At 68.6% G+C, this 26061-nt stretch carries 24 protein-coding genes; 13 read left to right on the forward strand and 11 right to left on the reverse strand.

All coding sequences use genetic code 11. The features are described 5' to 3' along the window. Positions 1 to 46: 46 nt before the first annotated feature. Positions 47 to 451: a response regulator gene (locus MC45_RS11340; protein ID WP_052075634.1), complete on the reverse strand. Its 405-nt coding sequence runs from the start codon at positions 449 to 451 to the stop codon at positions 47 to 49. Between the two features lie 97 nt (positions 452 to 548). On the opposite strand from MC45_RS11340, the gene MC45_RS11345 reads away from it, so the two are divergent. From MC45_RS11345 to MC45_RS19575, 3 genes are all read left to right on the forward strand, one after another. Then, positions 549 to 1304: a Crp/Fnr family transcriptional regulator gene (locus tag MC45_RS11345; RefSeq protein WP_038663143.1), complete on the forward strand. Its 756-nt coding sequence runs from the start codon at positions 549 to 551 to the stop codon at positions 1302 to 1304. Continuing rightward, positions 1291 to 2274 (forward strand): sensor histidine kinase, encoded by a 984-nt coding sequence (locus tag MC45_RS11350; RefSeq protein ID WP_038663146.1) that lies wholly within the window; start codon positions 1291 to 1293, stop codon positions 2272 to 2274. Before MC45_RS11345 ends, MC45_RS11350 begins: the two co-directional genes overlap by 14 nt. A 112-nt stretch (positions 2275 to 2386) precedes the next feature. After that, positions 2387 to 2560 carry a hypothetical protein gene (locus MC45_RS19575; RefSeq protein ID WP_169742549.1) on the forward strand — a complete coding sequence of 58 codons (174 nt, stop codon included), beginning with the start codon at positions 2387 to 2389 and terminating at the stop codon, positions 2558 to 2560. A 220-nt stretch (positions 2561 to 2780) separates the two neighbouring features. On the opposite strand, the gene MC45_RS11355 is transcribed toward MC45_RS19575, so the two are convergent. Next, the gene (locus tag MC45_RS11355) at positions 2781 to 3638 is read right to left on the reverse strand and encodes a 2,4-didehydro-3-deoxy-L-rhamnonate hydrolase (protein WP_038663149.1); all 858 of its coding nucleotides are present in this window, start codon (positions 3636 to 3638) and stop codon (positions 2781 to 2783) included. Between the two features lie 244 nt (positions 3639 to 3882). Here MC45_RS11355 and MC45_RS11360 point away from each other — a divergent pair, with 244 nt between their 5' ends. The 3 genes from MC45_RS11360 (at position 3883) to MC45_RS19315 (ending at position 6191) form a co-directional block, all read left to right on the forward strand. Next, positions 3883 to 4983, forward strand: a complete 1101-nt coding sequence (locus MC45_RS11360; RefSeq protein WP_038663152.1) for an AI-2E family transporter — start codon at positions 3883 to 3885, stop codon at positions 4981 to 4983. Positions 4984 to 5112: 129 nt separating this feature from the next. Beyond that, positions 5113 to 5808 (forward strand): response regulator transcription factor CtrA, encoded by a 696-nt coding sequence (gene ctrA, locus MC45_RS11365; RefSeq protein ID WP_038663154.1) that lies wholly within the window; start codon positions 5113 to 5115, stop codon positions 5806 to 5808. Positions 5809 to 6020: 212 nt separating this feature from the next. After that, positions 6021 to 6191 (forward strand): hypothetical protein, encoded by a 171-nt coding sequence (locus MC45_RS19315; protein WP_156143826.1) that lies wholly within the window; start codon positions 6021 to 6023, stop codon positions 6189 to 6191. Positions 6192 to 6206: 15 nt separating this feature from the next. On the opposite strand, the gene MC45_RS11370 is transcribed toward MC45_RS19315, so the two are convergent. Then, a complete protein-coding gene (locus MC45_RS11370) occupies positions 6207 to 7841 on the reverse strand; it encodes an amidohydrolase (RefSeq protein WP_038667197.1) in 1635 nt (544 codons plus the stop codon). Positions 7842 to 7945: 104 nt separating this feature from the next. On the opposite strand from MC45_RS11370, the gene MC45_RS11375 reads away from it, so the two are divergent. Then, the gene (locus tag MC45_RS11375; protein WP_038663156.1) at positions 7946 to 9184 is read left to right on the forward strand and encodes a threonine ammonia-lyase; all 1239 of its coding nucleotides are present in this window, start codon (positions 7946 to 7948) and stop codon (positions 9182 to 9184) included. A gap of 313 nt (positions 9185 to 9497) precedes the next feature. Here the strand turns inward: MC45_RS11375 and MC45_RS11380 are convergent, their stop codons facing one another. Further along, positions 9498 to 9743 carry a hypothetical protein gene (locus MC45_RS11380; protein ID WP_038663159.1) on the reverse strand — a complete coding sequence of 82 codons (246 nt, stop codon included), beginning with the start codon at positions 9741 to 9743 and terminating at the stop codon, positions 9498 to 9500. A gap of 221 nt (positions 9744 to 9964) precedes the next feature. Between MC45_RS11380 and MC45_RS11385 the strand changes: the two genes are divergently transcribed. Next, the gene (locus tag MC45_RS11385; protein ID WP_038667200.1) at positions 9965 to 10756 is read left to right on the forward strand and encodes an arginyltransferase; all 792 of its coding nucleotides are present in this window, start codon (positions 9965 to 9967) and stop codon (positions 10754 to 10756) included. A 9-nt stretch (positions 10757 to 10765) separates the two neighbouring features. On the opposite strand, the gene MC45_RS11390 is transcribed toward MC45_RS11385, so the two are convergent. From MC45_RS11390 to MC45_RS11415, 6 genes are all read right to left on the reverse strand, one after another. After that, positions 10766 to 11770 (reverse strand): cell wall hydrolase, encoded by a 1005-nt coding sequence (locus MC45_RS11390; protein WP_245640713.1) that lies wholly within the window; start codon positions 11768 to 11770, stop codon positions 10766 to 10768. A gap of 176 nt (positions 11771 to 11946) precedes the next feature. Beyond that, on the reverse strand, positions 11947 to 14031 hold the full coding sequence (locus MC45_RS11395) for a catalase (protein WP_038663165.1): 2085 nt from the start codon (positions 14029 to 14031) through the stop codon (positions 11947 to 11949). A gap of 365 nt (positions 14032 to 14396) precedes the next feature. Further along, a complete protein-coding gene (locus MC45_RS11400; protein WP_038663167.1) occupies positions 14397 to 15200 on the reverse strand; it encodes a transglutaminase family protein in 804 nt (267 codons plus the stop codon). After that, on the reverse strand, positions 15200 to 16135 hold the full coding sequence (locus MC45_RS11405; protein ID WP_038667203.1) for an alpha-E domain-containing protein: 936 nt from the start codon (positions 16133 to 16135) through the stop codon (positions 15200 to 15202). The genes MC45_RS11400 and MC45_RS11405 overlap by 1 nt, the downstream gene beginning before the upstream one ends. Beyond that, on the reverse strand, positions 16135 to 17631 hold the full coding sequence (locus MC45_RS11410; RefSeq protein WP_038663170.1) for a circularly permuted type 2 ATP-grasp protein: 1497 nt from the start codon (positions 17629 to 17631) through the stop codon (positions 16135 to 16137). Before MC45_RS11410 ends, MC45_RS11405 begins: the two co-directional genes overlap by 1 nt. A gap of 117 nt (positions 17632 to 17748) precedes the next feature. Beyond that, complete coding sequence (locus MC45_RS11415) at positions 17749 to 19743, reverse strand: protein-disulfide reductase DsbD family protein (RefSeq protein WP_179944537.1); 1995 nt, start codon at positions 19741 to 19743, stop codon at positions 17749 to 17751. Positions 19744 to 19834: 91 nt separating this feature from the next. Here MC45_RS11415 and MC45_RS11420 point away from each other — a divergent pair, with 91 nt between their 5' ends. From MC45_RS11420 to MC45_RS11430, 3 genes are all read left to right on the forward strand, one after another. Further along, entirely contained in the window at positions 19835 to 21493 is a 1659-nt protein-coding gene (locus MC45_RS11420) for an alkaline phosphatase family protein (protein ID WP_038663175.1), read from the forward strand. A 382-nt stretch (positions 21494 to 21875) separates the two neighbouring features. After that, positions 21876 to 22928 carry a sialidase family protein gene (locus tag MC45_RS11425; protein ID WP_038663179.1) on the forward strand — a complete coding sequence of 351 codons (1053 nt, stop codon included), beginning with the start codon at positions 21876 to 21878 and terminating at the stop codon, positions 22926 to 22928. 30 nt (positions 22929 to 22958) lie between these two features. Further along, complete coding sequence (locus MC45_RS11430; protein ID WP_038663182.1) at positions 22959 to 23150, forward strand: hypothetical protein; 192 nt, start codon at positions 22959 to 22961, stop codon at positions 23148 to 23150. Between the two features lie 180 nt (positions 23151 to 23330). Here MC45_RS11430 and MC45_RS11435 read toward each other — a convergent pair whose 3' ends face one another. Beyond that, complete coding sequence (locus tag MC45_RS11435) at positions 23331 to 24257, reverse strand: right-handed parallel beta-helix repeat-containing protein (protein WP_038663184.1); 927 nt, start codon at positions 24255 to 24257, stop codon at positions 23331 to 23333. A 161-nt stretch (positions 24258 to 24418) separates the two neighbouring features. On the opposite strand from MC45_RS11435, the gene MC45_RS11440 reads away from it, so the two are divergent. Together MC45_RS11440 and MC45_RS11445 are read left to right on the forward strand one after the other, a co-directional pair. Further along, positions 24419 to 25627, forward strand: a complete 1209-nt coding sequence (locus tag MC45_RS11440) for a cation:proton antiporter (protein WP_038663188.1) — start codon at positions 24419 to 24421, stop codon at positions 25625 to 25627. A 162-nt stretch (positions 25628 to 25789) separates the two neighbouring features. After that, complete coding sequence (locus MC45_RS11445) at positions 25790 to 26035, forward strand: hypothetical protein (protein ID WP_038663191.1); 246 nt, start codon at positions 25790 to 25792, stop codon at positions 26033 to 26035. Positions 26036 to 26061 lie beyond the last annotated feature (26 nt).

The following is a 26061-nucleotide window of genomic DNA, read 5'->3' on the forward strand; positions in this document are numbered from 1 at the left end:
GAACGAGTCCGGGGTGACGGATTTGATGGCCGTCCGGGATGCGCCGTCAGGGCGTCGGCAGCGATACCGTGGCGCCGGTCCACACTTGCTCTGCCGCGGCGCGGAGATGGCCGGTCGACACCGGCTTGTCGCAGCGTGGCAGCGCGCGATAGCGGTCCGGGATGATCGCCGCGTCATAGCCGCTGGTGATCAGCACACGCACCTCGGCCGCGAGCAAACGGTCGATCAGCGGATAGACCAACGTCTCGCGCAGATTGATGTCGAGGATCGCGACGTCGGGCGGTTCGGCCTCGGCGAGCAGCCGCATCGCCTGCGGCAGCGAGGCGACCGGCCCGACCACCTGCGCGCCGACCGCGCGCAAATCGCGCGCCAGATCGTCCGCGATCAGATATTCGTCCTCGACGATGAGGATGGATCGCCCGGCCAGCGGTGATGCTGCTGCTGATGTCATTGAGCTACTCCCTGTAAAACAAGGGATAATGAATCAGTCGCCGGCGGCTTTAACATGGGTAAGCGAGCAGAAGCGACAAATGCTGTCAAGTTTCCCCATGTCACCTGCGCCACTCGCCAATCGCCTGCTCACCCGGCTGCAGCACTATGTCGTGTTCGCCGACGACGAACGCGCGGCGATCGAGACGGCGTGCGCGGGACCGCCGCTCGCGGTACGCCAGCGCCGCGACCTGATCCGCGAGGGCGATCGTCCGCGCGGCGTCAATCTGATCGTCGACGGCTGGGCGTTCCGCTACAAGACGCTGGAGGACGGGCGGCGACAGATCATCGCCTTCCACCTGCCCGGCGACCTCTGCGACGTGCACGGCTATATCCTGCGCGAAATGGATCATTCGGTCGGCGCGCTGACCCCCGTGCGCTACGTCGAGATCCCGCGCGACCAGATCGAGGCGCTGGCGGCGCTCGGCCCGCGCGTCAATCAGGCCTTGTGGTGGGACGCTCTGACCGGCGCGGCGATCCAGCGCGAATGGACGGTGAATCTGGGCCAGCGCGATGCGCTGGAACGGCTGTCGCACCTCTTCTGCGAGCTGATCTTCCGCCTGCGCGTCGTCGGCATGGTCGACGGCGCGCGTTGCGAGATCCCGCTGACCCAGACCGACCTGGCCGAAGCGACGGGGATGACGCCGGTCCACGTCAACCGGATGGTGCAGGAGCTGCGCTCCCGCAACCTGATCCGCTGGAAGGGGCGCGAGTTCGAGGCGCTCGATCTTGACGGGCTGTGCGATGTCGCGATGTTCAATCCGGCCTATCTCCACCTCGATCACGAAGGACGGCATCTGGATGCCAACGGGTAATCCTCCCGCCATCGTCGCCACCGCTGCCGACCCACCCGCCGCGTGCGGCCCGATCGACTGGCACGCCGCCGCCGAGGGGGGCAGCCTCGCCTTCGCCGCCGCCTGGTCGTCGCTGACCGGGCAAAGTGCGGCGGAGCGCGCCGGAAGCGGCTGGCTCGCCTGCCTTCATCCGGACGATCATGCCGCGCTCACCGCCGGCTGGTATCGCGCGCGCACGACCCGGCTGTTCAGCGCCGACCTGCGCGTGCGCGCGGTGGCGACGGGCGAGTATCGCTGGCTGCGCGTGCAGGGCATGCCCGCCGGCGACGGCACCGACGACTGGCGCGGCAGCGCGATCGACATTTCCGACCTGCACCAGCGACTCGCCGGCGAAGGCCGGCTGCGCGCCGCGCTCCACCACCGCATCCGCAACGCGATGGCGATCATCCGCTCGATCGCGCGGCGCACCGCGGAGAACAGCGATACGGTGGAGGACTATCGCAACCATTTCGATGGCCGTCTCGCCGCCTTCGCGCGGACGCAGAGCCATATCATGCGCGCCGGCGACCAGGGCGTCGACCTGGAGGGGCTGCTTGCCGACGCGCTGCTCGCGCATCAGGTCGGCGGCCGCGTCGGCTATGGCGGCCCCGAGGTGCGGCTGCCGCCGCGGCTCGCCGATCAGCTCGGCATCGCCTTCCACGAACTGACCGACAATGCCGTCCAGCACGGCGCGCTGCGCCGCGACGACGGCCGCCTCGACATCCGCTGGTCGACCGCAGGCAGCGACGACGACGAAGGCGGGCGCCAGCTCCACATCCAGTGGCACGAGGATCTGCCCGCCGGCGGCGTCATGGCGCCGGTCGGCGAGGGCTTCGGGCTCGAACTGCTCACCCGCAGCCTGCGTTACGAGGTCGACGCGACGGTGACGCTCGATTTCGCCGATCGCGGCATGCGATGCGCGATCGCGCTGCCGCTCGACGACGTGGGATAGCGTCGCCGGGTTGATCCAATTGAATTCGGAATCGCGAAAAAACCGTTATAGATGAATTGCCTGCTGCACAGACCCAGAGCGGCAGGGAATGATTTCGAACGGGAGGCGCGCCATGCAGATGTCAGCCGATATCGAATTCTATGTCCGCCGCGAACGCCAGGAACGACAGCTCGCCGAGCGCGCGCGCGATACCGACGGGCGCCGCGTCCATCTCGAACTCGCGCGCTGCTACGCGCAACTGATCGCCGACGCCGGCGAGGGCAACACCCGTTCCGATCCCGCGTGACCGCAGAATAGTCGCACGAGACCGTCCGAGCGGGCTCGCCGTGGGCCCCTTCCCGTCACGCCAGATCGGTCGGAGACCTGTGCAAAGCTGCCCCCAGTGCTCCTGCGAAAGCAGGAGCCCAGGAGTCCCGATCACCATAAGACGGTGTTCTGCTCGGCACTAGGCTCCTGCTTTCGCAGGAGCACTGTGTTGCGCCACCAGCGATGTGGCGTTTGCCGGTTCAGGCGCGTGCCGCGTCGCCGGGATGGCGCCACGCGACGACCTGCTGGCGCTGCGTGCCGAGCCGGTCGATCGCCAGCTCCATCACGTCGCCCGCCTTGAGGTAGATCGATTGCGGCTTCTTGCCCTCGCCGACGCCCGGCGGGGTGCCGGTGATCAGCAGGTCGCCCGGCAGCAAGGTGACATATTCGCTGACGTAGCTGATCAGCTGCTTGAGATCGAAGATCATCGTGCTGGTATTGCCGGTCTGCATCCGCTCGCCGTTGACGTCGAGGTGCATGGCGAGCGCCTGCACGTCGCCGATCTCGTCGGGCGTGACCAGCCACGGGCCGACCGGGCAGAAGGTGTCGTGGCCCTTGCCCTTCGACCATTGCGTGCCGCGCTGCTTCTGGTTGAACCGCTCCGACACGTCGTTGGCGAGCACATAGCCGGCGACATGGTCGAGCGCCGCATCCTCGGACACGTAGCGGCAGGTCTTGCCGATGATCACGCCCAGTTCGACCTCCCAGTCGCTGTGCGTCGAATCCTTGGGCAGCATGACGTCGTCGTTCGGGCCGGACAGGCTCGACAGCGCCTTCATGAACATCATCGGCTCGGTCGGGATCGGCAGGTTCGATTCGATCGCATGATCGCGATAGTTCAGGCCGACCGCGACGATCTTGCCGATGCCCTTGACCGGCACGCCGTAGCGCGGCGTCCCGTCGACCACCGGCAGCGCCGCGACGTCCGCAGCGCGCACCGCGGGGAGCGCATCGACGGTGATGTCGGCGACCACGCCCGACAGGTCGCGGATGCGACCGGCATCGTCGACGAGGCCGGGCTGTTCCTGGCCGGGCTGGCCGAAGCGGCAGAGTTTCATGAGGAGCTCTTTCGGTAAGAGGAAGGACGCCGGAAAACGCAAGGACGCCACGATGTTGCGCCGCTCCGTACAACCGCCGCCGCGCCGGCGAAACCCCACCGACGCAGGCAGGCCGGCGACGACGAAGGTCCTGCACCCGTTTCGCCGATTATACGTTACACCTGCGGCGCGCCGAATCGCAGCGCCGGGGAGAGACGTCCGTGACCACCGCCGCCTGCGTACGATCTCCCGGCCGGGCGCGCGCGTGAACCGTCTCGCCCCCGATGCGGACGACGCCCGCTTCATCCGCCGCATCCTCTACATCCTCGTCATCGCCGCGGTCGCCGCGGCTTTGTTCAAGGCGGGCAATCTGCTCATCCTCGCCTTCGGCTCGATGCTCGGCGCGATCGCGATCCACGCGATCGCCGATCTCTATCGCGATCACCTGCGCGTGCCCGAGAAGGCATCGCTCGGCCTCGGCATCGCCACCGCCTTCGGCATCGTCGCCTTTCTCGTCTGGCTGTTCGGCGTGCAGTTCCGCGAACAGGTCAACGTGCTCGTCACGCAATTGCCCGGCCTGCTCGACCAGCTCGCCGCCTGGGCGTCGCGCAGTCCGGTCGGCGCCAAGATCGTCGACGCGGTGCAACAGGCCTATGCCGGCTCGCAGGCCGCGCAGGACGTCAGCGGGCTCGTCCAGGGCGGCGGCGAGCTGTTGCTCAACAGCCTGCTGCTGCTCGTCGGTGCCGCCTTCTTCGCCGCCGATCCCGGCATCTACCAGCGCGGCTTCCTGTTCCTGATCCCGCGCGGCAAGCGGCCGGCGATCGAGGATGCGCTGTTCGACGTCGGCTCGACGTTGCGGCTGTGGCTGCGCTCGTCGCTGATCCTGATGACCAGCATGGGCGTGCTGGTCGGCGTCGGGCTGTGGATCTCGGGCGTGCCCTCCGCCGCGGCGCTCGGCCTGCTCGCCGGCCTGTCGGAGTTCATCCCCTATATCGGCCCGACCGCGGCGATGATCCCGGCGCTGGGCCTCGCCGCGACGCAGGGGACCGGGCCGCTGATCGGCACGCTCGTCACTTATGCGCTCGTGCGGCTGATCCAGACCAACTTCATCACCCCTTATGTACAGGCGCGCGTCATCTCGATCCCGCCGGCGATCACCGTCTTCGCGATCATCGGCATCGGCGTGATCTTCGGCATCTTCGGCCTGTTCTTCTCCGCCGCGCTGCTCGTGGTCATCTTTACGCTCGTGCGCAGCCTCTACCTGCGCGAGGTTCTGGGCGAGGATATTCCGCGCAGTCGCCACCAAACCTTGCTGGGTCCAGACCTTACGCCGACGGACCCCGACGAGGAGGTGAAAAAAGATTAACCCATGTGGCCCGGCAGCCGCTGGATTAAACCCTAATTAACCTTTTGCCTTCAGATGTTCTTTGGTTAATGAATCGGGTCGAGCCGTGCAGCAGGGGTGCTCAGGGTATGGCCAGCAGGGGACGACGCGATGCGAGTGCTGTTGATCGAGGACGAGCCGACCACCGCCAAGGCGATCGAGCTGATGCTCGGGACCGAAGGCTTCAACGTCTACACCACCGATCTGGGCGAAGAGGGCCTCGATCTCGGCAAGCTGTACGATTACGACATCATCCTGCTCGATCTCAATCTGCCGGACATGCACGGCTATGACGTGCTCAAGAAGCTGCGAGTCGCCCGCGTCGCGACCCCGGTGCTGATCCTGTCGGGGATCAACGAGATGGACTCGAAGGTGCGCAGCTTCGGCTTCGGCGCCGACGATTACGTCACCAAGCCGTTCCATCGCGAGGAACTGATCGCGCGTATCCACGCCGTCGTCCGCCGCTCGAAGGGGCACAGCCAGTCGGTCATCCGCACCGGCAAGCTCGCGGTCAATCTCGATGCCAAGACGGTCGAGGTCGACGGCAGCCGCGTCCACCTGACCGGCAAGGAATATGCGATGCTCGAGCTGCTCTCGCTGCGCAAGGGCACGACGCTGACCAAGGAGATGTTCCTTAACCATCTCTACGGCGGCATGGACGAGCCCGAGCTGAAGATTATCGACGTCTTCATCTGCAAGCTGCGCAAGAAACTCAGCCTCGCCTGCGAAGGCGAAAATTATATCGAGACGGTCTGGGGTCGCGGCTATGTGCTTCGCGAACCAGAAGAAATTGGCGCAGTCGCCTGATCTGACATTTGCGCCACGTCCGGCGAACAAGAGCTGCGGCATGTCCAATGCCGCAGCTTTTTTGTTGCGTTGTGAGGATCGCAGGCGCCACCCGGCACGGCCATTTCCAACCCGAATCTTGATCGAGATCAGGAAGCCTGGCTTCCCAAACGTTAATGTCCCTTTAGAGAATCGTATAATAAAAAGGACTTACCAACAGGGGGATCAGGCCCATGCCGACCGCAATCGATACCGCGACCAATCAAGCGGCGCTGAGCGCCAAATATATGATCCTCGACGCGCTCGAGCTGCTCGACGGATTGCAGTCCTTCTCGGCGCAGATCGCCGCGGTCCACCTCGCGCATGCGCTCGAGATGATCGACGCCGGCGGTGCCGAGCTCTGACCGTCCCGGGAGCAGTTACTTCCGCTCCCACACCTTGTAGCCGCCCACCCACGTCTCCTGCACCTTCGTGGCGCGCAGGTCGGTGGGCGAGGCGAGCAACGGATCGCGGTCGACGATGATGAAGTCCGCCTGCATCCCCGGCGCGAGCCGGCCGATGCGATCCTCGGCGAAGCCGGCATAGGCCGCGCCGCCGGTGAAGCCCCACCAGCCCTGTTCGCGCGTCACCGCTTCCTCCGGGCGCCAGCCGCCGAACGGCTGGCCGTCGGCGCCCTGCCGGGTGAAGGACGCCGCCCAGCCCGCCCAGGGATCGGGCCGCTCGACCGGATAGTCCGATCCGAACGCCAGCTTCGATCCGTTCTTGAGCATCGACGCCCAGGCATAGGCGCCGGTCAGCCGCTGCGGCCCCAGCCGCGCCTCCGCCATCACCCGGTCGCCGGTCTCGTGCGTCGGCTGCATCGAGGCGATCGTGCCATATTTCCCGAAACGCGGCAGGTCGACGGGATCGACGATCTGCGCATGCTCGACACGCCAGCGCCGGTCGCCCTTGTAGGTCTGCGCCATCTCGTCGATCGCATCGAGCACCTCGGCATTGGCGCGGTCGCCGATCGCGTGAACCGCGACCTGATAGCCGTCCATCGCCGCGCGGCTCATCAGGTTGCGCAGCACCGTGTCGGTCATGAAGCCCGCGCCCGACTGGCCCGGCGCATCGGCATAGGGCGCCTTCAACCACGCGCCGCGCGATCCCAGCGCGCCGTCGGCGTAGAGCTTCACCCCGACCAGCTTGAGCTTGTCGGCATACAGCCACGGCGTCGGCCCGGTGCCGCCGATCTGCACCGTCGTGTCGACGCCCATGCCGTAACTCATGATGCGCACGCGCAGCCCGCCGAGATCGCCGATGCGGCGATAGGTCAGCCAATCCTCGATGCTCGTCCCCATGTCGGCGGTGGCGGTGACGCCATAACTGAGCAGGATGGTCTGCGCCTTGACGAAGGCGGCGTTGCGATCCTTGCCGAGCGGCTGCGGCACCACCTTGGCGACGAGGCTCTGCGCGGCGTCGACGAACACGCCGGCGGGCTGGCCCCCTGCCCCCTTCTCGATCCGCCCGCCGGCGGGCGAGACGCTCTTGGCGGTGACGCCCGCCGCCTTCAATGCGGCGCTATTGCCCCAGCTCGCATGACCGTCGGCACGTGCGAGCCACACCGGCCGGTCGCCGACCGCCGCGTCGAGCTCCGCGGCGGTGGGGAAGCGGCCGAGACCCCAGGCCTCCTGATTCCAGCCGCCGCCGATGATCCACGCCTTGTCGGGATTGGCGCGGGCGTATTCGGCGATCTTCGCCTGCGCCTCGGCGAGGCTCTTGGTCTCGGACAGATCGAGTTCGAGCGCGCGAAAGCCCAGTTCCATGACATGACCGTGCGCGTCGATCATCCCGGGCAGCAACGTCTTGCCCTTGAAGTCGACCCGCCAGTCGAGCTTGTCGGGACGCTTGTCCTTCGCACCGAGCAATTTGGCGACATGCCCGTCGGGCGTCACCAGCAACGCCTGGAAGCGGACGACCTTGCCGTCCTTGTCCAGCGTCAGCCCGTTGACGTTGTCGACGATCCCGTCCGCCCCCGCCACCGCGGGCAGCATCCATGCCGTCGCCAGCAACATCGCCTTGAGCACGCCGCCGGTGCGCCCGCTGATAACCCATTGTGCCATGCCGTCCCGCATAAGCGGTGTTCCCCCGCCGCACCAGATGGTCTAGCGGGACCGATATGGCCTCGAACCCCGCCGCAACCGCTTTGCCCGTCAGCATCGATGACGTCCGCGCCGCCCATGTCCGTATCCGCGACGCGATCGTCCGCACGCCGACGCTGATCAGCAAGACGCTGAGCGAGATGACCGGAGCGAAGGTCTATCTCAAGTTCGAGAACCTCCAGTTCACCGCGGCCTATAAGGAGCGCGGCGCGCTCAACACCTTGCTGCAATTGTCGCCGGAAGCACGCGCCAAGGGCGTCATCGCCGCCTCGGCGGGCAATCATGCGCAGGGCCTCGCCTATCACGCCAACCGGCTCGGCATCCCCGCGACGATCGTCATGCCGCGCACCACGCCGACGGTGAAGGTGATGCAGACCGAGGGCCACAAGGCCAATGTCGTGCTGGAGGGCGAGACGTTCGACGCCGCCTACGCCCATGCCCGCGTGCTCGAGGCGCAGCGCGACTTCACCTTCGTCCACCCGTTCGACGATCCGCGCGTCATCGCCGGCCAGGGCACCGCGGCGGTCGAGATGCTGGAGGACGTGCCGGGCCTCGACACGCTGCTGATCCCGATCGGCGGCGGCGGTCTGATTTCGGGCACGTCGATCGTCGCACGCGCCGCGGATCATGCGATCGAGGTGGTCGGCGTGCAGGCCGAGCTGTTCCCGTCGATGTACAACCGGATCAACGGCACCGATCTGCCCTGCGCCGGCGACACGCTCGCCGAGGGCATCGCGGTCAAGGAGCCGGGCGGCATCACCGCGCGGATGGTCGCCGAACTGGTCGACGACATCGTGCTGGTCGGCGAGCGCAATCTCGAGGAGGCGGTCAGCCTGCTGCTCCAGATCGAGAAGACCGTCGTAGAGGGCGCCGGCGCCGCCGGCCTCGCCGCGCTGATGGCCTATCCCGAGCGGTTCAAGGGCCGCACCGTCGGCATCATCCTGTGCGGCGGCAATATCGACACGCGGCTGCTCGCCAACGTGCTGCTGCGCGACCTCGCGCGGTCGGGGCGGCTGGCGCGGTTGCGCGTGCGGATGCAGGACCAGCCGGGCGCGCTCTACAATGTCGCGCGCATCTTCGACGCGCAGCGCGTCAACATCATCGAAGTCTATCACCAGCGCATCTTCACCTCGCTGCCGGCCAAGGGCCTGTTCACCGAGATCGAATGCGAGGCGCGCGACCGCGACCACCTCAACCGCCTGATCGCCGCGCTGCGCGACGGCGGCTATGAGACGAGCATGGTGGAACAGGCGTAGCGCCGTTCGGAAGGGCTGTCGCATCAGAAGATTTGAGTAAGCCCGCCGTCTGCCAAACCCACCCCGTCACCCCGGACGTGTTCCGGGGTCCACTCTGCGGCGAGGGGAAAGGCTTGAGCCGACATCGTTCCCCCGCGGCCGGGTGGACCCCGGAACACGTCCGGGGTGACGACCCTGATGGGGAAGCCGATCGAACCTCATCGCCGTCGCCAAATGCGCCAGCCCTCCTTGGCGGTCCGCGAATCGACCACCCACACGAAAACGGGGGCCGCGCCGTGGCGCAGCCCCCGTTTCGTCAGGTCGAACCGTCAGCTTAGTTGCTGTCGGAATCGCCGTCCTGCACGACGGCGACGACGCCGATCGCGACAACGCCGGCAACGATGAGCGCGGCGAGGAGACCGCCACCGGCCAGCTCGCTCTTCTTCGACGACGGCGCGCTGGCGCGGACCGACTTGGCGACCGACAGCGACGCGGCGGGGTTGGCAGGCGCGGCGCTAGCAGCGACCGGAGCGGCAATCATCGCCAAGGCGGCGAGCGAACCAGCGAAAGACTTCGACATAAACAAAACTCCAAGCGGAATGGATACCGGGAACGACCGGTTACCAACTTTGTTCCTGCAGCGCAACATCGTCCCGTTTTGGAGCCGACTATGGTTGCGGCAACACACTTAGCCGAAAATTAACCTTTTTTGATCCGAATGCCACTTTGCAGCGCGCCGCGGTGCATTCATAGATCGACGGCACCGCATCGCGCGTGGCACGTTCCAGGGGATTGCCGGCGGTGACTGCGCCTTTTCGTTTTCCGCGCTTTTTCGTCACGACCCCCGCCCCCTGCCCTTATCTGCCGGGGCGTCAGGAGCGCAAGGTCTTTACCGAATTGAGCGGCCCGCATGCCGGCGAGCTCAACGACGCGCTCAGCCGGATCGGTTTCCGCCGGTCGCAGGGCGTCGCTTATCGTCCGTCGTGCGCGGGCTGCACCGCCTGCGTCTCGGTGCGGATCGTCACGCAGGAATTCGCGCCCAACGCCAGCCAGCGCAAGCTGCTGCGCCGGAACGGCGATCTCGAGATCGCCGTCTGCCGTCCGTGGGCGACCGACGAGCAGTTCCAGTTGCTCCGCCGCTATCTCGCCGCGCGCCATCCCGGCGGCGGCATGGCCGGGATGGACGAGGACGATTACGCCGACATGATCGAGCATTCGCCGGTCAATTCGATGATCGTCGAATATCGCACCCGCACCACCGACGGATCGCGCGGCGAACTGGTCGGCGCCTGCCTCACCGATCGGCAGGCGGACGGATTGTCGATGATCTACAGCTTCTTCGCCGCCGACGAGGAGGGGGCGGAGGCGCGTCCGGGACTCGGCAACGTCATCATCATGGATCACATCGCCCGCGCCCGCGATGCCGGGCTGCCGTTCGTCTATCTCGGCTATTGGGTGAAGGGCTCGGCGCGCATGGCGTATAAGACGCGCTATCGCCCGCTCGAAGTGCTCGGGCCGAACGGCTGGCGGCTGCTCACCGAGGAGGATGTCGTCGCCGCGCCGGCGCGCGAGCCGGCGCTCGCCCCCGCCTGACCGGGCGGATCAGCCCGGGTCGGTCTCTTCGCCGACCGTCGCGCCGGCGGTGACGAAGCGCTGCGGCGCGACGCTGCCGAGATGGACGCGCACCCCCGCGGCGACGGTGATCCGCGGCGCGGCGACCGCGTTCGCAATCGCTGCGGGGGCGGTGGCGGTGGCGGCGGGCGCATCGGGGCGGACGATCGCCGCCACCTGACCGCGGTGCACGGTGACGCCGCCATCCGCGCCGCTGTCACGATACAGCGCCGCGGTCTGCGCCGCCGCGTCGGTGACATCGGGTTGCAACGGCAGCGGCTCGACGCCGGCATAAGCGGCGCGAAAGCTCAACGCGCCCTCCATCGCCCCGCGCCAGCGGTAGAAGATATGCGCGCCGACCGCGCCGATCCGCGCGAGGCTCGACGCCCACCACGGCAGGATCGCATTGGTGTGATAGAAGGTCGCGGCGCCGATCGGCGCATAGACGCTGCCCGCCAGCGCCGCCTCGGCCACCGCGCGTGCGCGCTGCCAGGCGGCGGGATCGCGGCGATAGGCCATCGATCCGTCGCAGGTGAAGGAGAATTGGCAGCCGGTGCGTCGCTGCGATCCCTGGAACACCACGCCGCAGACGCTGTGCGGGAAGGCGCGGTCGCGCACCCGGTTGAGCACCACCTGCGCCACCGCGCGCTGGCCGTCGAGCGGCTCCGAGCGCGCTTCATAATAGACCGCGGCGGTCAGGCAGTCGGCGGCGCGTGCCGCATCGTCCTGGCTCTGCGCCTGCGCGAGGAAGGCGGGCGCGGCCTGTACGAACGCCGGCGCCGCCTCGTCGGCGACGGAGGCGCGCAGCGTCGCGGGCAAACCCGCGAGCCCCGGCGTATCGAGCGCCAAAGCGTGGAGCAACTGCCGCGGGCTCGCCACCGGCTGCGCCTGTGCGCCGGCGGTCGCCGCCTCGCGGTGCGGCGCGCACGACGAGGTGACCAGCAATGCCAGCCCCAGGAAGCCCCGTTCGATCATCGAAGTCCGCCAGCGTCTCACGCGACCGGCGATAAACGCCCCGACTTATGATCGGGTTAACCGGGACATACCCGAATCCACCCCGTCACCCCGTCACCCCGGCCCTGAGCCGGGGTCCCGCTTCCTTGGACGGTGAGGAAGCGGGATGCCGGATCAAGTCCGGCATGACGGGGAAAGAGAGGCCCGAAGGATCGACATCACGCCAGCGTGCGCACCTTCGATTCGCGATCCCAATAGCGCTGCTTCGCCGCCTCGACGAAGCCGCCGAGATCGGTGACGCCCTCGTCCGCCTCGACGCCGGCCTTGTCGAGCAGCGGCTTGGCCTCGGCGTTGAACCCGATCGCCTTGAGATGGCCGAATGCGTCCATCACCCATTGCACCGCCGCGGCTTCCTTGACGAGCTTGGCGGTCGCCGCCTCCGACAGGATGACCGCACAGGCGTCGAGCGTCGCCGAAGGCTGGCCGAACAGCTGCGAGTCCGCCGCCACCGACGAGCCGTCCGACAGCGGCACCTTGCCGACCTTGGGCGCGACCAGCACCGCGCGGCCGCCGGCTTCCTTCACCGCATCCTTGAGCGAGGAAAGCGCCCCGGCATCGCTGCCGTCGGCGATGAGGATACCGACCGAACGGCCCTCCAGCGTATGCCGTTCGAGCGGCCCACGGATGATCCGCAGCGCCGGCGACGGGTCCATGTCGAGCACCGGTGCCGCGGTCGGCGAGGCCGGCGGCAGGTCCATCGCCAGCCCGTCGGCGACGCGCGCGGCGAGGTCCTCGTCGACGTTGCGCAAATTGGCCATCATCGCCGTGCGGATATGCTCCAGCCCGACCTTCGACAGTTCGAACACCAATGCCGAGGCGATATGCGCCTGTTCCGCCGGATCCATCGAGCGGAAGAACAGCCGCGCCTGGCTGTAGTGATCGGCGAAGCTCTCCGGCCGGATGCGCAGCTTCTGCCCCTCTTCCTCCGACGGGAAGGTCTTGTAGCCCTTGTCCGGATCCTCGCGCGCGCCGGCTTCCTCGCCGACCTTGGCGAGGCTGTTGGGCTCGTAATTGGCGCGACCCTTGGGCACCGCCATCTGCATGTGACCGTCGCGCTGCTGGTTCAGGAACGGGCAGCCCGCCGCCGCCGCACGGCCCTTGGCCGAATTGATCGGCAGCTGGTGGAAGTTGACCGAGCCCAGCCGCGACAGCTGCGTGTCGGTATAGGAGAACAGCCGTCCCTGGAGCAGCGGATCGTTGGAGAAGCCGATGCCGGGAACGACATGGCTCGGCACGAACGCCGCCTGTTCGGTCTCGGCGAAGAAATTGTCGGGATAGCGATCGAGCACCATCCGGCCGACGATCTTCACCGGCAGCACTTCCTCGGGGATGATCTTGGTCGCGTCGAGCACGTCATAGGGCTGGCTGTTGGCGAACTCTTCGTCGAACAGCTGCACGCCGAGGTCCCACGTCGGGAAGTCGCCGCGATCGATGCTCTCGAACAGGTTGCGACGCTGGAAGTCCGGATCGGCGCCCGCCACCTTGACCGTCTCGTCCCAGATCGTCGAGGCGAGGCCCGCCTTCGGCTTCCAGTGGAACTTGACGAAGGTGCTCTTCCCCTCCTTGTTGATGAAGCGGAAGGTGTGGACGCCGAACCCCTCCATATTGGCGAAGGTGCGCGGCAGCGTGCGGTCCGACATCGCCCACATGATCATATGGGTCGATTCGGGCATCAGGCTGATGAAGTCCCAGAAGGTGTCGTGCGCGGTCGCCGCCTGCGGATAGCCGCGATCGGCCTCCATCTTGGCGGCGTGGATCAGGTCGGGGAATTTGATCGCATCCTGGATGAAGAACACCGGGATGTTGTTGCCGACGAGATCCCAATTGCCTTCGCGCGTGTAGAATTTCACCGCGAAGCCGCGCACGTCGCGCGGCGTGTCGACCGACCCGGCGCCGCCCGCGACGGTCGAGAAGCGGGTGAACACCTCGGTGCGCTGGCCCTTCTTCTGGAACATGTCGGCGACGGTGATGTCGGCGAGGCTCTCGGTACATTCGAAATAGCCGTGCGCCGCCGAGCCGCGGGCGTGGACGATCCGCTCGGGGATACGCTCGTGATCGAAATGGTTGATCTTCTCGCGATAGACCTCGTCCTCGAGCAGGACGGGGCCGCGCGCGCCGGCCTTGAGCTGGTTCTGGTTGTCGCTGACCGGGGTGCCGTGGTTGGTGGTCAGCACCGGATGATCGGCATCGGTGGTCTGATGCGTCTCGCCGCCGTTGCCGGGGTTCAGGAGCGTATCGGTCATGGGGGTGTCTCGCATCGAAGGGATGGTTCCCGCTCTCAACGAAGCTGGCCTGCGTCAGTGCCTTCGCGCCGGAAACTTTCGCAGAAGCCGGCCGCAATTCCTCCCCGTCAGGGCAGGGCCATCGCATAGGGACGTAGGTGTAAGTCGCTCGTGCTCCAAACCCACCCCGTCACCCCGGACTCGTTCCGGGGTCCACCCCGCGGCGAGGAGGAAGGCTTGGTTCGACACCCTGCTCTTGCGGCCCGGTGGACCCCGGAACAAGTCCGGGGTGGCGGGGGAAGCTTGGAAGACGACAGGCTCGCACGAGCGGCCAGATGCGACAGCCCCGCTATCGCGAGCGAGGAATTGCGCGATGGGACAGGCCGCTATTGCGCCGCCGACACCGTCACCGCGACGTCGAGTTCCTCCTCGCCCTCGCCGAGCCGCGATCCCGCCACCGGCGCCGCGCCGGAGGCGTCGAGCGCCGCCGCGACGCGCACGCTCTCTTCCTGCGGCGACCGGCCGGTGAACGGATCGAAGCCGACCCAGCCGAGCCCGTCGACATGCGCTTCCGCCCAGCCGTGCGGCGTCGGCCGCAGCGAACCCTCGACCACGCTATACCCCGACACGTAGCGTGCCGGCAGGCCGAGCGATCGCGCCGCCACGGTGAAGATCTGCGCCAGGTCGCGCGAGGTCGCCGCCGGGCGCGCGAACGCCGCCGCGGCGCTCAATCCCGGCTCGGGCCGCGTGCGATCGACCGCGAAGCGGGCGTTCACCGCGCGGTTGAGCGCGTGCAGCTTGCCCACCGCGCCGTCCGCCGCGCCGGTCGCCTCGGCGGCGAACGCCGCGATATCCGGATCGCGCGGCGTCGCCTCGGTCGCGCGCAGGAACACCGCCGGCGGCAGCACCTCGTTGACGCCGCGCACGACGCCGTCGGAATGGCTGGTCAGCACCTCGCCACGCACCGCGATCTCGATATCGGCGATCGGCCCTTCGGCATACAGCATCGTGACCGCATTGCCGAAGCCGTCGCGCCCGCGCCGCATCCTGGCGTCGCAATCGACGTCGATCCGCCAGCGCGCCACCGTCTGGTCGTGGCTGTTCTCCGGCGTCATGCGCAGCATCTGGACCAGCCGGCTCTGCGGCTCGCTGAAGCGATAGACGGTGCGGTGATCGATCGACAGGCGCATCAGACGAACCGGAACTGGCGGCCGATCGCCTCGTGCAACTGGCCGTTCTCGCGGATGAAGGCCTGCAGATATTGGTGCAGGCCGCTGGCGATCACCTCGCCCGAGCGGGTGCGGCCGAGCCGCGCCGCGCGCATCCGCGCCATCCGATCCGCCTCGCCATGGCTGCCGGTGCGTTCGGCGAGCAGGCCGAGGATGTCGACGGTGATCTCCGACGAGGCGACGAGGCTGCGCGGCAGCTCGCGGCTGGCGATCAGCAGGTCGATGACGTTGGCCGGCGTCAGCCCGTCCGAATAAAGCCAGCGATAGGCGGTGACCGCCGACACGGTCTGGAGGATCGTCGTCCACTGGTCGCGATCGACGACGCCGCCGACCGTCTCGCCCTCGGGCAGCAGGATATGGTATTTGACGTCGAGCAGCCGCGCGCTGTTGTCGGCGCGCTCGACCGCCTGTCCCAGCCGGATGAACCAGTGCGACTGGTTGCGCAGCATCTGGTGCACCGCGCCCTCGAAGCCGCGCGTCTCGTTCTTCACCGCCTCGACGAGGCTCAGCGTGGCCTGCGTCTCGCCGATCCGGTGACGGTTCTCGAACACCAGCCACGCGCGGTTGATCGCGGTCCACGCCTCGCGGCTCAGCGCGGTGCGCACCGCCTTGGCATTGTTGCGCGCGCGATCGAGGCAGCGGATCACCGAGCCGCCATGGCTGGTGTCGAGCGTCAGGAAGCGGACCACGTCGCTTTGCGTCAGCTCGCCGCCATGCGCCGCGAAATCGGCCTCGGTATCGGTGACGGCGAGCGCCGACGACCAGGCCACCTCGCCCGCCGGGCGCGACGACATGACGTCGAGCCGCACGGTCGCCTCGATCAGCCGCGCGAAGAAATCGGCGCGCTCGATATAGCGGCCGAGCCAGTAGAGCGACGACGCCGTCCGCGAGAGCATCATACCCCGAACCCCTGCGCCTGCGTCATCCCGCCCATCGTCTGCGTCTGCCGCTGATACGGACTGTCGGCCATCAGCACGAAACTGTCCTTGGTGCCGCCGCCCTGGCTCGAATTGACCACCAGCGAGCCTTCCTTGAGCGCGACGCGGGTCAGCCCGCCGGGCACCACCTGCACGCCCTTCGATCCGCTCAGCACGAACGGGCGGAAGTCGACGTGGCGCGGGCTGAGGCCGCTGTCGGCCAGCGTCGGCACCGTCGACAGCGCCAGCGTCGGCTGCGCGATATAGCGGTGCGGCTCGGCGATCAGCGCGGCGCGGAACGCCTCGATCTCGGCGCGCGACGCGGTCGGCCCGACCAGCATGCCATAGCCACCCGAACCGTCGACCAGCTTGACGACGACCTCATCGAGATGATCGAGCACGTAGCGCAGCGCCTGCGGCTCGCGGCAGCGCCACGTCTCGACATTCGGCAGCTTGGCCTCGCCGCCCGAATAGAAGCGCACGATCTCCGGCATATAGCTATAGATCGCCTTGTCGTCGGCGATGCCGTTGCCGGGCGCGTTGATGATCGCGACGTTGCCCGCGGCATAAGCGGCGATCAGCCCCGGCACGCCAAGCATCGAATCGGCGCGGAACACCAAGGGATCGAGATAATCGTCGTCGACCCGGCGATAGATGACGTCGACGCGCACCCGCCCGGCGATCGTCCGCATCCACACGATATCGTCGTCGACGACCAGATCCGCCGCCTCGACCAGCTCGATCCCCATCGAATCGGCGAGGAAGCTGTGTTCGTAATAGGCCGAATTGTAATGGCCCGGCGTCAGCACCACGCACACCGGCCCCGACGCGCCGCCGCGCGGCGCCACCGACTTCATCGTCTCGAGCAGCCGGTCGGGATAGCTGTCGACCGGTTCGACGCGATATTCGCGGAACAGCTCGGGGCACAGGCGCACCATCGCCTCGCGGTTCTCGAGCATATAGCTCACCCCCGAGGGCGTGCGGGCATTGTCCTCCAGCACGTAGAATTCGTCCGGGCCGGTGCGCACCAGATCGATGCCGCAGATATGCGCCCAGATGCCGTGCGGCGGCCGCATGCCGGCGATCTCGGGGCGGAATTGCGGATTGCCGAGGATCAGGTCCTCGGGCAGCACGCCGTCCTTCAGGATGCGGCGCTCGCCATAGATGTCGTCGAGGAAGGCGTTGATCGCCTCGACCCGCTGCACCAGCCCTTCGGACAGCCGCGACCATTCGTCGGCGAGGAAGACGCGCGGCACGATGTCGAACGGGATGATCCGCTCGCGCGTATCGGTATCGCCATAGACCGCGAAGGTGATGCCGAGCTGGCGGAAGGTCGTCTCCGCCGCCTCCTGCCGCCGGCGCAGTTCGTCGTCGGGCGTCTCCTCCAGCCAGCGCCCGAGGGCGGCCAATGCCGGGCGCGGCGGCGTATCGCCGTCCATCCCCATGATCTCGTCGAACGCCGGTCGTTTCCCCATCGGAACGTCAAAGCCCTCCACGTGATGCAAGTTCCATGCTGCGAGGAAACGCTGCGCCGCACAAGAGGGTTGGCAAGACGTTAACCGTCTAAATTCCGCCCCCGTTTGGGGGAGAACTTATTTCAGCCCCGCCAGCATTCCCGGGGTCAGCACCTGCGGCAGGACGCGCGGCTCGGCGGCGCCCGGCGCGTAATAGAGGTACAGCGGCACGCCGGCGCGGTTGTGCGACTGGATGAACCGTCCCAAGGCGGGATCGCCATCGGTCCAGTCGCCGACCAGCACCGCGACCTTGTTCTTCGCGAAGGCCGCGCGCGTCGCTGCGGTGTCGATCGACGACGCCTCGTTGACCTTGCACGACAGGCACCAGTCGGCGGTGAAATAGGCGAACACCGGCCGCCCCTCCTTGCGCAGCGCCGCCAGCCGCGACTCGCTGAACGCGTCGCCGCCGACCGCCGCGGGCTTGGCCGCGCCACCGGTCAGCGCCGCCGCCAGCCCCGCCGGCACCACCAGCGCCGCCAGCGCCAGCGCCCAGCCGAAGCCCTCGCCCCGCTTCTGCCGCCGCCCGCCAAGGCTCAGCACCACGCCAGTGACGACCATCGTCGCGATCCCGATCGCCAAGCCGGTCGCCCCCGCCTGCCGCCACGCCAGCCACAGCAATGCCAGCACGGTCAGCGCCATCGGCACCGCGAGCACGCGCCGGAACCGCTCCATCCACAGCCCCGGCCGCGGCAGCCGTCGCCGCAGCGCCGGCACGAAACCGATCGCAAGGAACGGCAGCGCCAGCCCCAGCCCGAGCCCCGCGAACACCGCCAGCGCCGCCGGCCACGGCAGCACCAGCGCCGCACCGAGCGCCGCGCCCATGAACGGCCCCGAACACGGCGTCGCGACGAACGCCGCCAGCGCCCCCGTCGCCACCGACCCCGCCGCGCCGCCATGCGACGCGAATTGCGGCACCGGCACCTCGAACCGCCCGGCGAGGTTGAGCGTGATCGCGAAGGTCAGCGCGATCAGCAGCACGACGATCCGCGGGTCCTGCAACTGGAACGCCCAGCCGACCACCGACCCGCCGGCACGCAAGGCGAGGATCAGCCCGCCGAGCGCGACGCACATCAGCACCGCGCCGAGCATATAACCGAGCGCATCGATCCGCGCCGCGCGCTCGTCCTCGCCGCCGCGGGCGAGGTGCAGCGCCTTGAGGCTGAGGATCGGGAAGACGCAGGGCATGACGTTGAGGATCAGCCCGCCGAGCACCGCGCCGGCGAAGGCGAGCAGCGCCGCCGCCCAGCCGCTGCGATCGCTCGCCTGCGCCACCGTCCCGGCATCGGCGTGGATGCTTAGCCCGAGGTCCGGCCCGATGCGCAGCACGCCGGCGATCCGCCCCTTGGGCGCGCCTTCGGTGGCGATCAGCAGCCGGTCGCCGTCGCGCGTCACCGTCTGCGGTGCGGCATATTTGACCATATCCGGGCCGAACGGGAAGAAGGCGGGGTTCTCCACCTTCGCCGCCGCCGGCAGCGGCACCGCGATGACGAGCTTGCCGTCCTTGACCTGATACGTCCCCGCCGCGTCGAGCGGCTTGGGGATCGCGCTGCGCCAGCGGTCGAAGTCCGCGCCATGCGACGGCGCGCCGTCACCGATCGTCAGGTCGAGATTGAGATCCTGCTGCTCGGGCACGCAGATCGCATTGGTGCAGACGAGATAGTTGATCGCCAGCCGCACCGGCAGCGGCGTGCCCTTCGCCAGCCCCGCCGGTACCCGCAAGGTCACCAGCGGCGCATAAGGCGCCTCGTAGACATAGTTCATCAGCCCGGCGATCAGCAGCGTCGTCGGCACCGGCCATTGCGGCGCGCCGTCGACCGCCGCGCCCTTGGGCAGGGTCCAGGCGAAGGACGGCGCGAAGCCGGCATCGCCCGGATTGCGCCAATAGCCGTGCCAGCCCGGCGCCGGCCGCGTGTCGATCGCCAATGTCACCGGCGCACCGGCACGCGGCGTATCGCTCTCCGCGACCAGCCGCATGGCGAGATGCTTCGGCCCGTCCGCCGGCGCGAGATCGGCATGCGCCGCGCCCGCCCACATCAAGGCCAACGTCATCAGCGCGCAACACAGTGCGCGCATCGCTCCATCGGCGGCGTGCCGCCCGACCCTAGTTGCCCGATCCATCGCCCATCGCCATAGCGATGCCGGCCCCGTAAAACGAGTGTTCCCGATGAAAGCGCTGATCGCCGCCGCCCTGCTCGCCTCCGCCGCAGCCGCGGCCCCCGCCGCCGCCCAACAGGCGCCCGCGCCGGCAGCGCCGGCGGCCACCCCGGCACCGGCACCGACCACGCCGCCGCGGCTGATCGTCGCGATCTCGGTCGACCAGTTTTCCGCCGATCTGTTCCAGCAATATCGCAGCCATTTCACCGGCGGCTTCGCGCGGCTGCTGACCGGCGCGGTCTTCCCCTCGGGCTATCAGAGCCATGCCGCGACCGAGACCTGCCCGGGCCATTCGACGATCCTCACCGGCATGCGTCCCGCGCACACCGGCATCGTCGCCAACAATTGGATCGACCAGTCGATCGCCCGCGCCGACAAGACCGTCTATTGCACCGAGGACGAAACCGTCCCCGGCACCGACCACAATACTTACGTCGTCAGCGACAGGCATCTCAAGGTGCCGACGCTGGGCGAGATGATGAAGGCGGCGCGCCCCGCCACCCGCGTCGTCTCGGTCGCGGGCAAGGATCGCGCCGCGGTGATGATGGGCGGCCACAAGGTCGACGAACTGTGGTGGTGGGACGGCAAGACCTACAGCAGCTATGCCGGCCGCGCCGTGCCGCGCGCGGTGCAGCGCGGCCGCGACGCGGTCGCCGCGCTGATCGCCCGGCCGCAGGAGGCGCTGCCGCTGCCCGCTTTCTGTCAGCCGCTGAACCGGCCGATCACCGTCGCCGGCACCGTCTACGGCCAGGGCCGGTTCGAGCGCGCCGCGGGCGACCTCAAGGCGTTCCGCGCCTCGCCTGCCAGCGACGCCGCGGTCTTCGCGATCGCCGCCGGGCTGATCCAGGACATGAAGCTGGGCCAGGGCCAGACCACCGACATCATCGACATCGGCGCCTCGGCGACCGACTATATCGGCCATTCGCTCGGCACCCAGGGCACCGAGATGTGCATCCAGATGGACCAGCTCGACCAGACGCTCGCCGGCTTCTTCGCCGCGCTCGACAGCTGGAACCTCGATTACGAGGTGGTGCTGACCGCCGACCACGGCGCGCACGACATGACCGAGCGGCAGCAGCAGCATGCGATGCCGATGGAGCAGCACGTCTCCGCCGACGCGTCGATCAAGACGGTCGACGCCGCGGTATCGGCGGCGCTCGGCCTCAAGGGGCCGGTGCTGGTCGGTGCCGAGGGCGACGTCTATCTCGCCAAGGGCCTGTCGCCCGCCAACCGTGCGCGTGTGCTCGCCGAGGCGCAGAAGCGCTTCGCCGCGCAGCCGCAGGTCGCCGCCGCCTTCACCAGGGCACAGATCGCCGCCCAGCCGTTCGCGACGACCCCGCCCGAGACCTGGACGCTGCTCGAACGCGCCCGCGCCTCGTTCGACCCGGACGTCTCGGGCGACCTACTCGTCCTGCTCAAGCCGCGCATCACGACGATCGAATCGCCCGGACCCGGCTATGTCGAGACGCACGGTTCGCCGTGGGACTATGACCGCCGCGTGCCGATCCTCTTCTGGCGCAAGACCATGCCCGGCTTCGAACAGCCGCTGTCGGTGGAGACGGTCGACATCGCCCCGACGCTGGCGGCGACGATCGGCCTGCCGGTCAAGGGCCTCGACGGCCGCTGCCTCGACCTCGACCCCGGCGCCGCGGATACATGCGCGCGGTAAGGCGCGCGCCGGGCGGCCGCGGGAGCAGAATCTCCCGAAGCACCCATGTACCCCGGCGGAGGCCGGGGCCCAGTCGGGAAGGCCGCTGTAAGTTATAACCAACCTCCACCAACTGGACGCCGGCCTCCGCCGGGGTACATCCATGTTGGGAGTCGACCGACTGTGGCGAAAGTCTCGCTTTCGCGGCGTAAAGGGAATGCCGTCACCTCGCAGACATGCCCGTCAGCCCGCATCCCGAGAGAAACCGTTCGCCCTGAGCCTGTCGAAGGGCAGGTGGGTCCCACCCAACCCCGACCAGTTCCAGCCCGACCGACGACCGACACACGCCTACCGTCGACCAACAAACCATGGCCCCAACGCCCGAACGGGGTAAAAACCCGCCATGCTCCTCGCCCTCGCCGCGCCGCTCCTCGCCGCCACCGCCCTCGCCACGCCGATCCTGCGCAGCGAGTTCATCGACCCCGCCCCGCCCTATCCACAGGCGCATGCCTCGACCTTGGTCGAACTGCCCGACGGCGCGATCGCCGCCGCCTGGTTCGGCGGCAGCGGCGAGAGCCGGCCCGACGTCACCATCTGGTTCGCCCGCCACGACCGGTCCGGCTGGCACAGACCCGTGAGCGTCGCCGACGGCCGCACAGCCGACGGCCGGCGCTTCCCGACCTGGAACCCGGTGCTGTTCCAGCCCGCAGGGCTACCGCTCCACCTGTTCTACAAGGTCGGCCCCAACCCGCGCGAATGGTGGGGGATGGTGATCACCTCCGGCGACGGCGGGCGCCATTGGAGCGCGCCGCGCCGCCTTCCCGACGGCGTGCTCGGGCCGATCAAGAACAAGCCGGTGGTGACGCCCGGCGGCGCGTGGCTCGCCCCGTCCAGCCGCGAGGAGGGCACGCCCGAACACAATCGCTGGTTCGTCCGCATGGAGCGCTCCACCGATGCCGGACGGACGTGGCAGGTCGAGCCCGCCATCCCCTCGCCGATGGGGATCGAGGCGATCCAGCCGAGCGTGCTGGCTTTCCCCGATCGTCGCCTCGAACTCGTCGCGCGGACGCGACAGGGGGCGCTGGCGATGAGCTGGTCGCGCGACGACGGCCGCAGCTGGTCGCCGCTCGCCGCGATCGACCTGCCCAATCCCAACGCCGGCACCGATGCGGTGACGCTCGCCGACGGCCGGCAGTTGATCGTCTACAATCACAGCGCGCATTGGCCCGACCGGCCCGGCGACGGCCCGCGCTATCCGCTCGACGTCGCGCTGTCCGGCGACGGCATCCGCTGGCATCACGTGCTGACGCTGGAGAGCAAGCCGCGCCCCGACGGCTATGCCTATCCCGCGGTCATCCAGACCCGCGACGGGCTGGTCCATGTCAGCTACACCTGGAACCGCACCCGCATCCGCCATGTCGTGATCGATCCGCGGCGGCTGCCCCGTAGCGATTGAACGCCGCCGCCGGTCGATCGTTGGAGCGGCATGGAAACCCCCGCCCTGCCCGCACGCCCCGCCGTCCAGCGCGCCGCGATCGCGCTCCGCATCGGCAAGCGCGGCCGGTTGCGCGCGGAGTTGACGATGACGCCGGGCGGCTTGCTGTCGGTCGGCGCGCTGGTGTCGTCGATCCTGCTGTCGACCGCCGTGATCGTCCGCGCCGCGCGCCGCGACCGCTAGGGTCGGGCGACGTTCAGTCCAATTCCTCCCCCGCCAGGGGGAGGTGGCGCGGCGAAGCCGTGACGGAGGGGGAGGTAAGCGACCACTTCGGTTCCGTGTCCTCCCCCTCCGTCATGCCTTCGGCATGCCACCTCCCCCTGGCGGGGGAGGAACTTCAGCGCCCGCCAATCCCCCCGACGCTCACCGCGTCTCGAACATTCGTATGCCCGGCCCCAGCCGGTTCGCGCCCACCGCCAGCCGCTCGTGGCTGAGGTCGGCGACGAACGCCGGATTGCCCGGCGCGCCCGGCGCGAGCCGCGCGTCATTGTCCTCGATGCGCAGCCCCGCCGACGGATAGGTCTTCGCCTCCGCCGCCACCACGATCAGCCCGCTGCTGTTCTCCTTGCCGCGACCCTGGACGAAGCCGTTGCGCGCGATCAGGCCGCGCGCGCCTTCCGGCAAATCGATCATGTAATTGGTCTTGGCGCCGGCGGTATCGTCGAAGCTGTTGTCGGTGATGACGACGTTGGGCACGCGCAGCTTGACGTAATGGCCGCCGGTGCCGCGCTCGAAGCGCGAGCGGGTGATCGTCACCTGCCCGCGATTGGCGAGATAGATGGCATGCGAGCAATTGACCGCCTCGTCGCACTGGCCGAGCCCCGCGAAGGTCGAGCGGTCGATCGTGATCCTTTGGCCGCTCGGCTCGCCGCCCAGAATGCCCTCCTGGCTGTCGAGGAACATCGCATTGGTGACGGTCAGGTCGCCCATCTCGGTGCGGATGCCCGCGCCATTGCCGTCGGACACGCGATAGCCGCGGAACACCAGCCCATCGACCACCGATCCCTGCCCGCGCAGCACCAGCGCCGCTTTGTCCTCGCACGCCTCCTTCTCGAAGATCGCGGTGCCCGGCGTCACCGCCTGGAAGGTGATGCGGCCGCCCTGCTGCACCGCGCATTGGCGGTAGACGCCGGGGGCGATGCGGATCGTCGCGGTCCCCATCCGCACCGACGACACCGCCGCCTGCAGATCGTCGAAGCCCTGCCCGGTCTCGGCGATGGTGAACGGCTTGCCCGATTGGGCGGAGGCCGGGGCGGCGAGCAGCGCGAGCGCGAGGATCATGCGGGTCATCGCCGCATCCTATCGCCTGAAGCGCGCCGCCGCCGCTGCGATCCGCACGCCCGCCTGTCCCGGAATGACCCGCGACGTCAGAATGATTGCGGTCCCAACCATGGATCGGCTATCGCCGCCGTAACGATAAGGCGACCGGGGGGTCGCCACGGGAGGGCAGAATGCACGCCATGTCACCGACGGAGGTCTTCCTCCTCGCGATCCTCATCATCTTCACCTTGCCGTGGCTGGTCTGGCGGGTCGGGCGCACCGATTATTGGGCGCCGCTGGTCGTCGTGCAGATCATCGGCGGCATCCTGCTCGGGCCGGGCGTGCTCGGCGCGATCTTCCCCGATTATTACGCCTTCGTCTTCACCGCGCCGACGATGAGCGCGCTCAACGGCATCGCCTGGTGGTCGGTGATGCTGTTCGTCTGGGTGGCGGGGCTCGAACTCGACCTCGGCGAGGCGTGGCGCCGCCGCCGCGAGACCGGGGTCACCGCCGGCCTCGCGCTCGGCGTGCCGCTGGTCGCGGGCAGCGTCGCGGCGCTGATCATGCTCCGCTATCCCGGCTGGCGCGGCGCGGCGGGGGCGGAATGGCAGGTGGTGCTCGGCATCGGCATGGCCTGCGCGGTCACCGCCTTGCCGATCCTCGTGCTGCTGATGGAGAAGCTCGACATCCTGCGCGAACCGCTCGGCCAGCGCGTGCTGCGCTACGCCAGCCTCGACGATATCGCGATCTGGGGCGTGCTCGCGCTGATCCTGCTCGACTGGGAGCGGGTCGGGCGGCAGGGCGGCTTCCTCGTCGGCTTCGCCATCGCCACCTGGGCGATCCGCAAGCTGCTGCGCGCGCTCGGCGAGAACGACCGCTGGTACGTTGGGCTGATCTGGCTCGCTTTGTGCGGCTTCGCGGCGGACTGGGCCGGGCTGCACTTCATGGTCGGCGCGTTCCTGGCGGGTGCGGTGCTCGATGCGCGCTGGTTCGGCGAGGCGCGGATGGACCGCTTCCGCCAGACCATCCTGCTCGCGGTGATGCCGGTCTATTTCCTGTCGACGGGTCTCAAGACGCAATGGGGCGTGGGGGGCGCGGCGGTGTTCGCCGTCGCCGCGCTGCTGCTCGCCGCCTCGGTCGGCGGCAAGCTCGCCGGCATCCACCTCGCCGGCCGCATCCTCAAATGGCCGAAGGGCGACGCCAAGGCGATCGGCTGGCTGCTCCAGACCAAGGCGCTGATCATGATCATCTTCGTCAACATCCTGTTGGACAAGAAGATCATCACCAACGAGACGTTCACCGCGCTGCTGCTGATGGCGGTGGCGAGCACGATGCTGACGATCCCGGTCGTCGCACCGCTGCTCCGGCGCGACCCGGCGTTGAGGAAGCGCGGATTCTGACCGGCAAGCCGCCACGGAACGGCGCCTCACGCCGATCCGTGGCGCCGGCCACCAATCGCCCCTCCGAAAAATCCAACGAATCCAGTTCCACGGTGTATGGCACGACTAATGCACTCTGTGAGACGTCGCCGCTTGGTGCGACGTCATCCGCAAGGGGCCATCATGTCCGCCATCCTCCGTACCGCCGTTCTGTGTGCCATCGTGACCGGCGCTGCCAGCCCGGCGCTCGCCGCGAAGAAGCCGCCCGTCGTCATCGTTCCTGCGCGGGTCATCGCCGACCCGGCCGCCAGGATCTGCATGCCGCGTAGCACCAGCCCGTTGATCGCCAAGGACAAGTCGCTGCCGGAGACTATCTGCGAAACGGTTGCGGCCTGGGCGGCGCACGGCGTCACGATCCGCGCCAAGTGAGTCCGCGCCGCCCGGCGCCCCAAAGG

Origin of the sequence: Sphingomonas taxi (assembly GCF_000764535.1) — a bacterium.
In the GTDB taxonomy this organism is placed as follows: domain Bacteria; phylum Pseudomonadota; class Alphaproteobacteria; order Sphingomonadales; family Sphingomonadaceae; genus Sphingomonas; species Sphingomonas taxi.

Excerpts from the sequence above, each read along its gene's own strand:
- MC45_RS11340 (WP_052075634.1), bottom strand. The coding sequence starts at position 451 with ATGACATCAGCAGCAGCATCACCGCTGGCCGGGCGATCCATCCTCATC.
- MC45_RS11345 (WP_038663143.1), top strand. The coding sequence starts at position 549 with ATGTCACCTGCGCCACTCGCCAATCGCCTGCTCACCCGGCTGCAGCAC.
- MC45_RS11350 (WP_038663146.1), top strand. The coding sequence starts at position 1,291 with ATGCCAACGGGTAATCCTCCCGCCATCGTCGCCACCGCTGCCGACCCA.
- MC45_RS19575 (WP_169742549.1), top strand. The coding sequence starts at position 2,387 with ATGCAGATGTCAGCCGATATCGAATTCTATGTCCGCCGCGAACGCCAG.
- MC45_RS11355 (WP_038663149.1), bottom strand. The coding sequence starts at position 3,638 with ATGAAACTCTGCCGCTTCGGCCAGCCCGGCCAGGAACAGCCCGGCCTC.
- ctrA (WP_038663154.1), top strand. The coding sequence starts at position 5,113 with ATGCGAGTGCTGTTGATCGAGGACGAGCCGACCACCGCCAAGGCGATC.
- MC45_RS19315 (WP_156143826.1), top strand. The coding sequence starts at position 6,021 with ATGCCGACCGCAATCGATACCGCGACCAATCAAGCGGCGCTGAGCGCC.
- MC45_RS11370 (WP_038667197.1), bottom strand. The coding sequence starts at position 7,841 with ATGTTGCTGGCGACGGCATGGATGCTGCCCGCGGTGGCGGGGGCGGAC.
- MC45_RS11375 (WP_038663156.1), top strand. The coding sequence starts at position 7,946 with ATGGCCTCGAACCCCGCCGCAACCGCTTTGCCCGTCAGCATCGATGAC.
- MC45_RS11380 (WP_038663159.1), bottom strand. The coding sequence starts at position 9,743 with ATGTCGAAGTCTTTCGCTGGTTCGCTCGCCGCCTTGGCGATGATTGCC.
- MC45_RS11395 (WP_038663165.1), bottom strand. The coding sequence starts at position 14,031 with ATGACCGATACGCTCCTGAACCCCGGCAACGGCGGCGAGACGCATCAG.
- MC45_RS11400 (WP_038663167.1), bottom strand. The coding sequence starts at position 15,200 with ATGCGCCTGTCGATCGATCACCGCACCGTCTATCGCTTCAGCGAGCCG.
- MC45_RS11405 (WP_038667203.1), bottom strand. The coding sequence starts at position 16,135 with ATGCTCTCGCGGACGGCGTCGTCGCTCTACTGGCTCGGCCGCTATATC.
- MC45_RS11410 (WP_038663170.1), bottom strand. The coding sequence starts at position 17,631 with ATGGGGAAACGACCGGCGTTCGACGAGATCATGGGGATGGACGGCGAT.
- MC45_RS11415 (WP_179944537.1), bottom strand. The coding sequence starts at position 19,743 with ATGCGCGCACTGTGTTGCGCGCTGATGACGTTGGCCTTGATGTGGGCG.
- MC45_RS11420 (WP_038663175.1), top strand. The coding sequence starts at position 19,835 with ATGAAAGCGCTGATCGCCGCCGCCCTGCTCGCCTCCGCCGCAGCCGCG.
- MC45_RS11425 (WP_038663179.1), top strand. The coding sequence starts at position 21,876 with ATGCTCCTCGCCCTCGCCGCGCCGCTCCTCGCCGCCACCGCCCTCGCC.
- MC45_RS11430 (WP_038663182.1), top strand. The coding sequence starts at position 22,959 with ATGGAAACCCCCGCCCTGCCCGCACGCCCCGCCGTCCAGCGCGCCGCG.
- MC45_RS11435 (WP_038663184.1), bottom strand. The coding sequence starts at position 24,257 with ATGACCCGCATGATCCTCGCGCTCGCGCTGCTCGCCGCCCCGGCCTCC.
- MC45_RS11440 (WP_038663188.1), top strand. The coding sequence starts at position 24,419 with ATGCACGCCATGTCACCGACGGAGGTCTTCCTCCTCGCGATCCTCATC.
- MC45_RS11445 (WP_038663191.1), top strand. The coding sequence starts at position 25,790 with ATGTCCGCCATCCTCCGTACCGCCGTTCTGTGTGCCATCGTGACCGGC.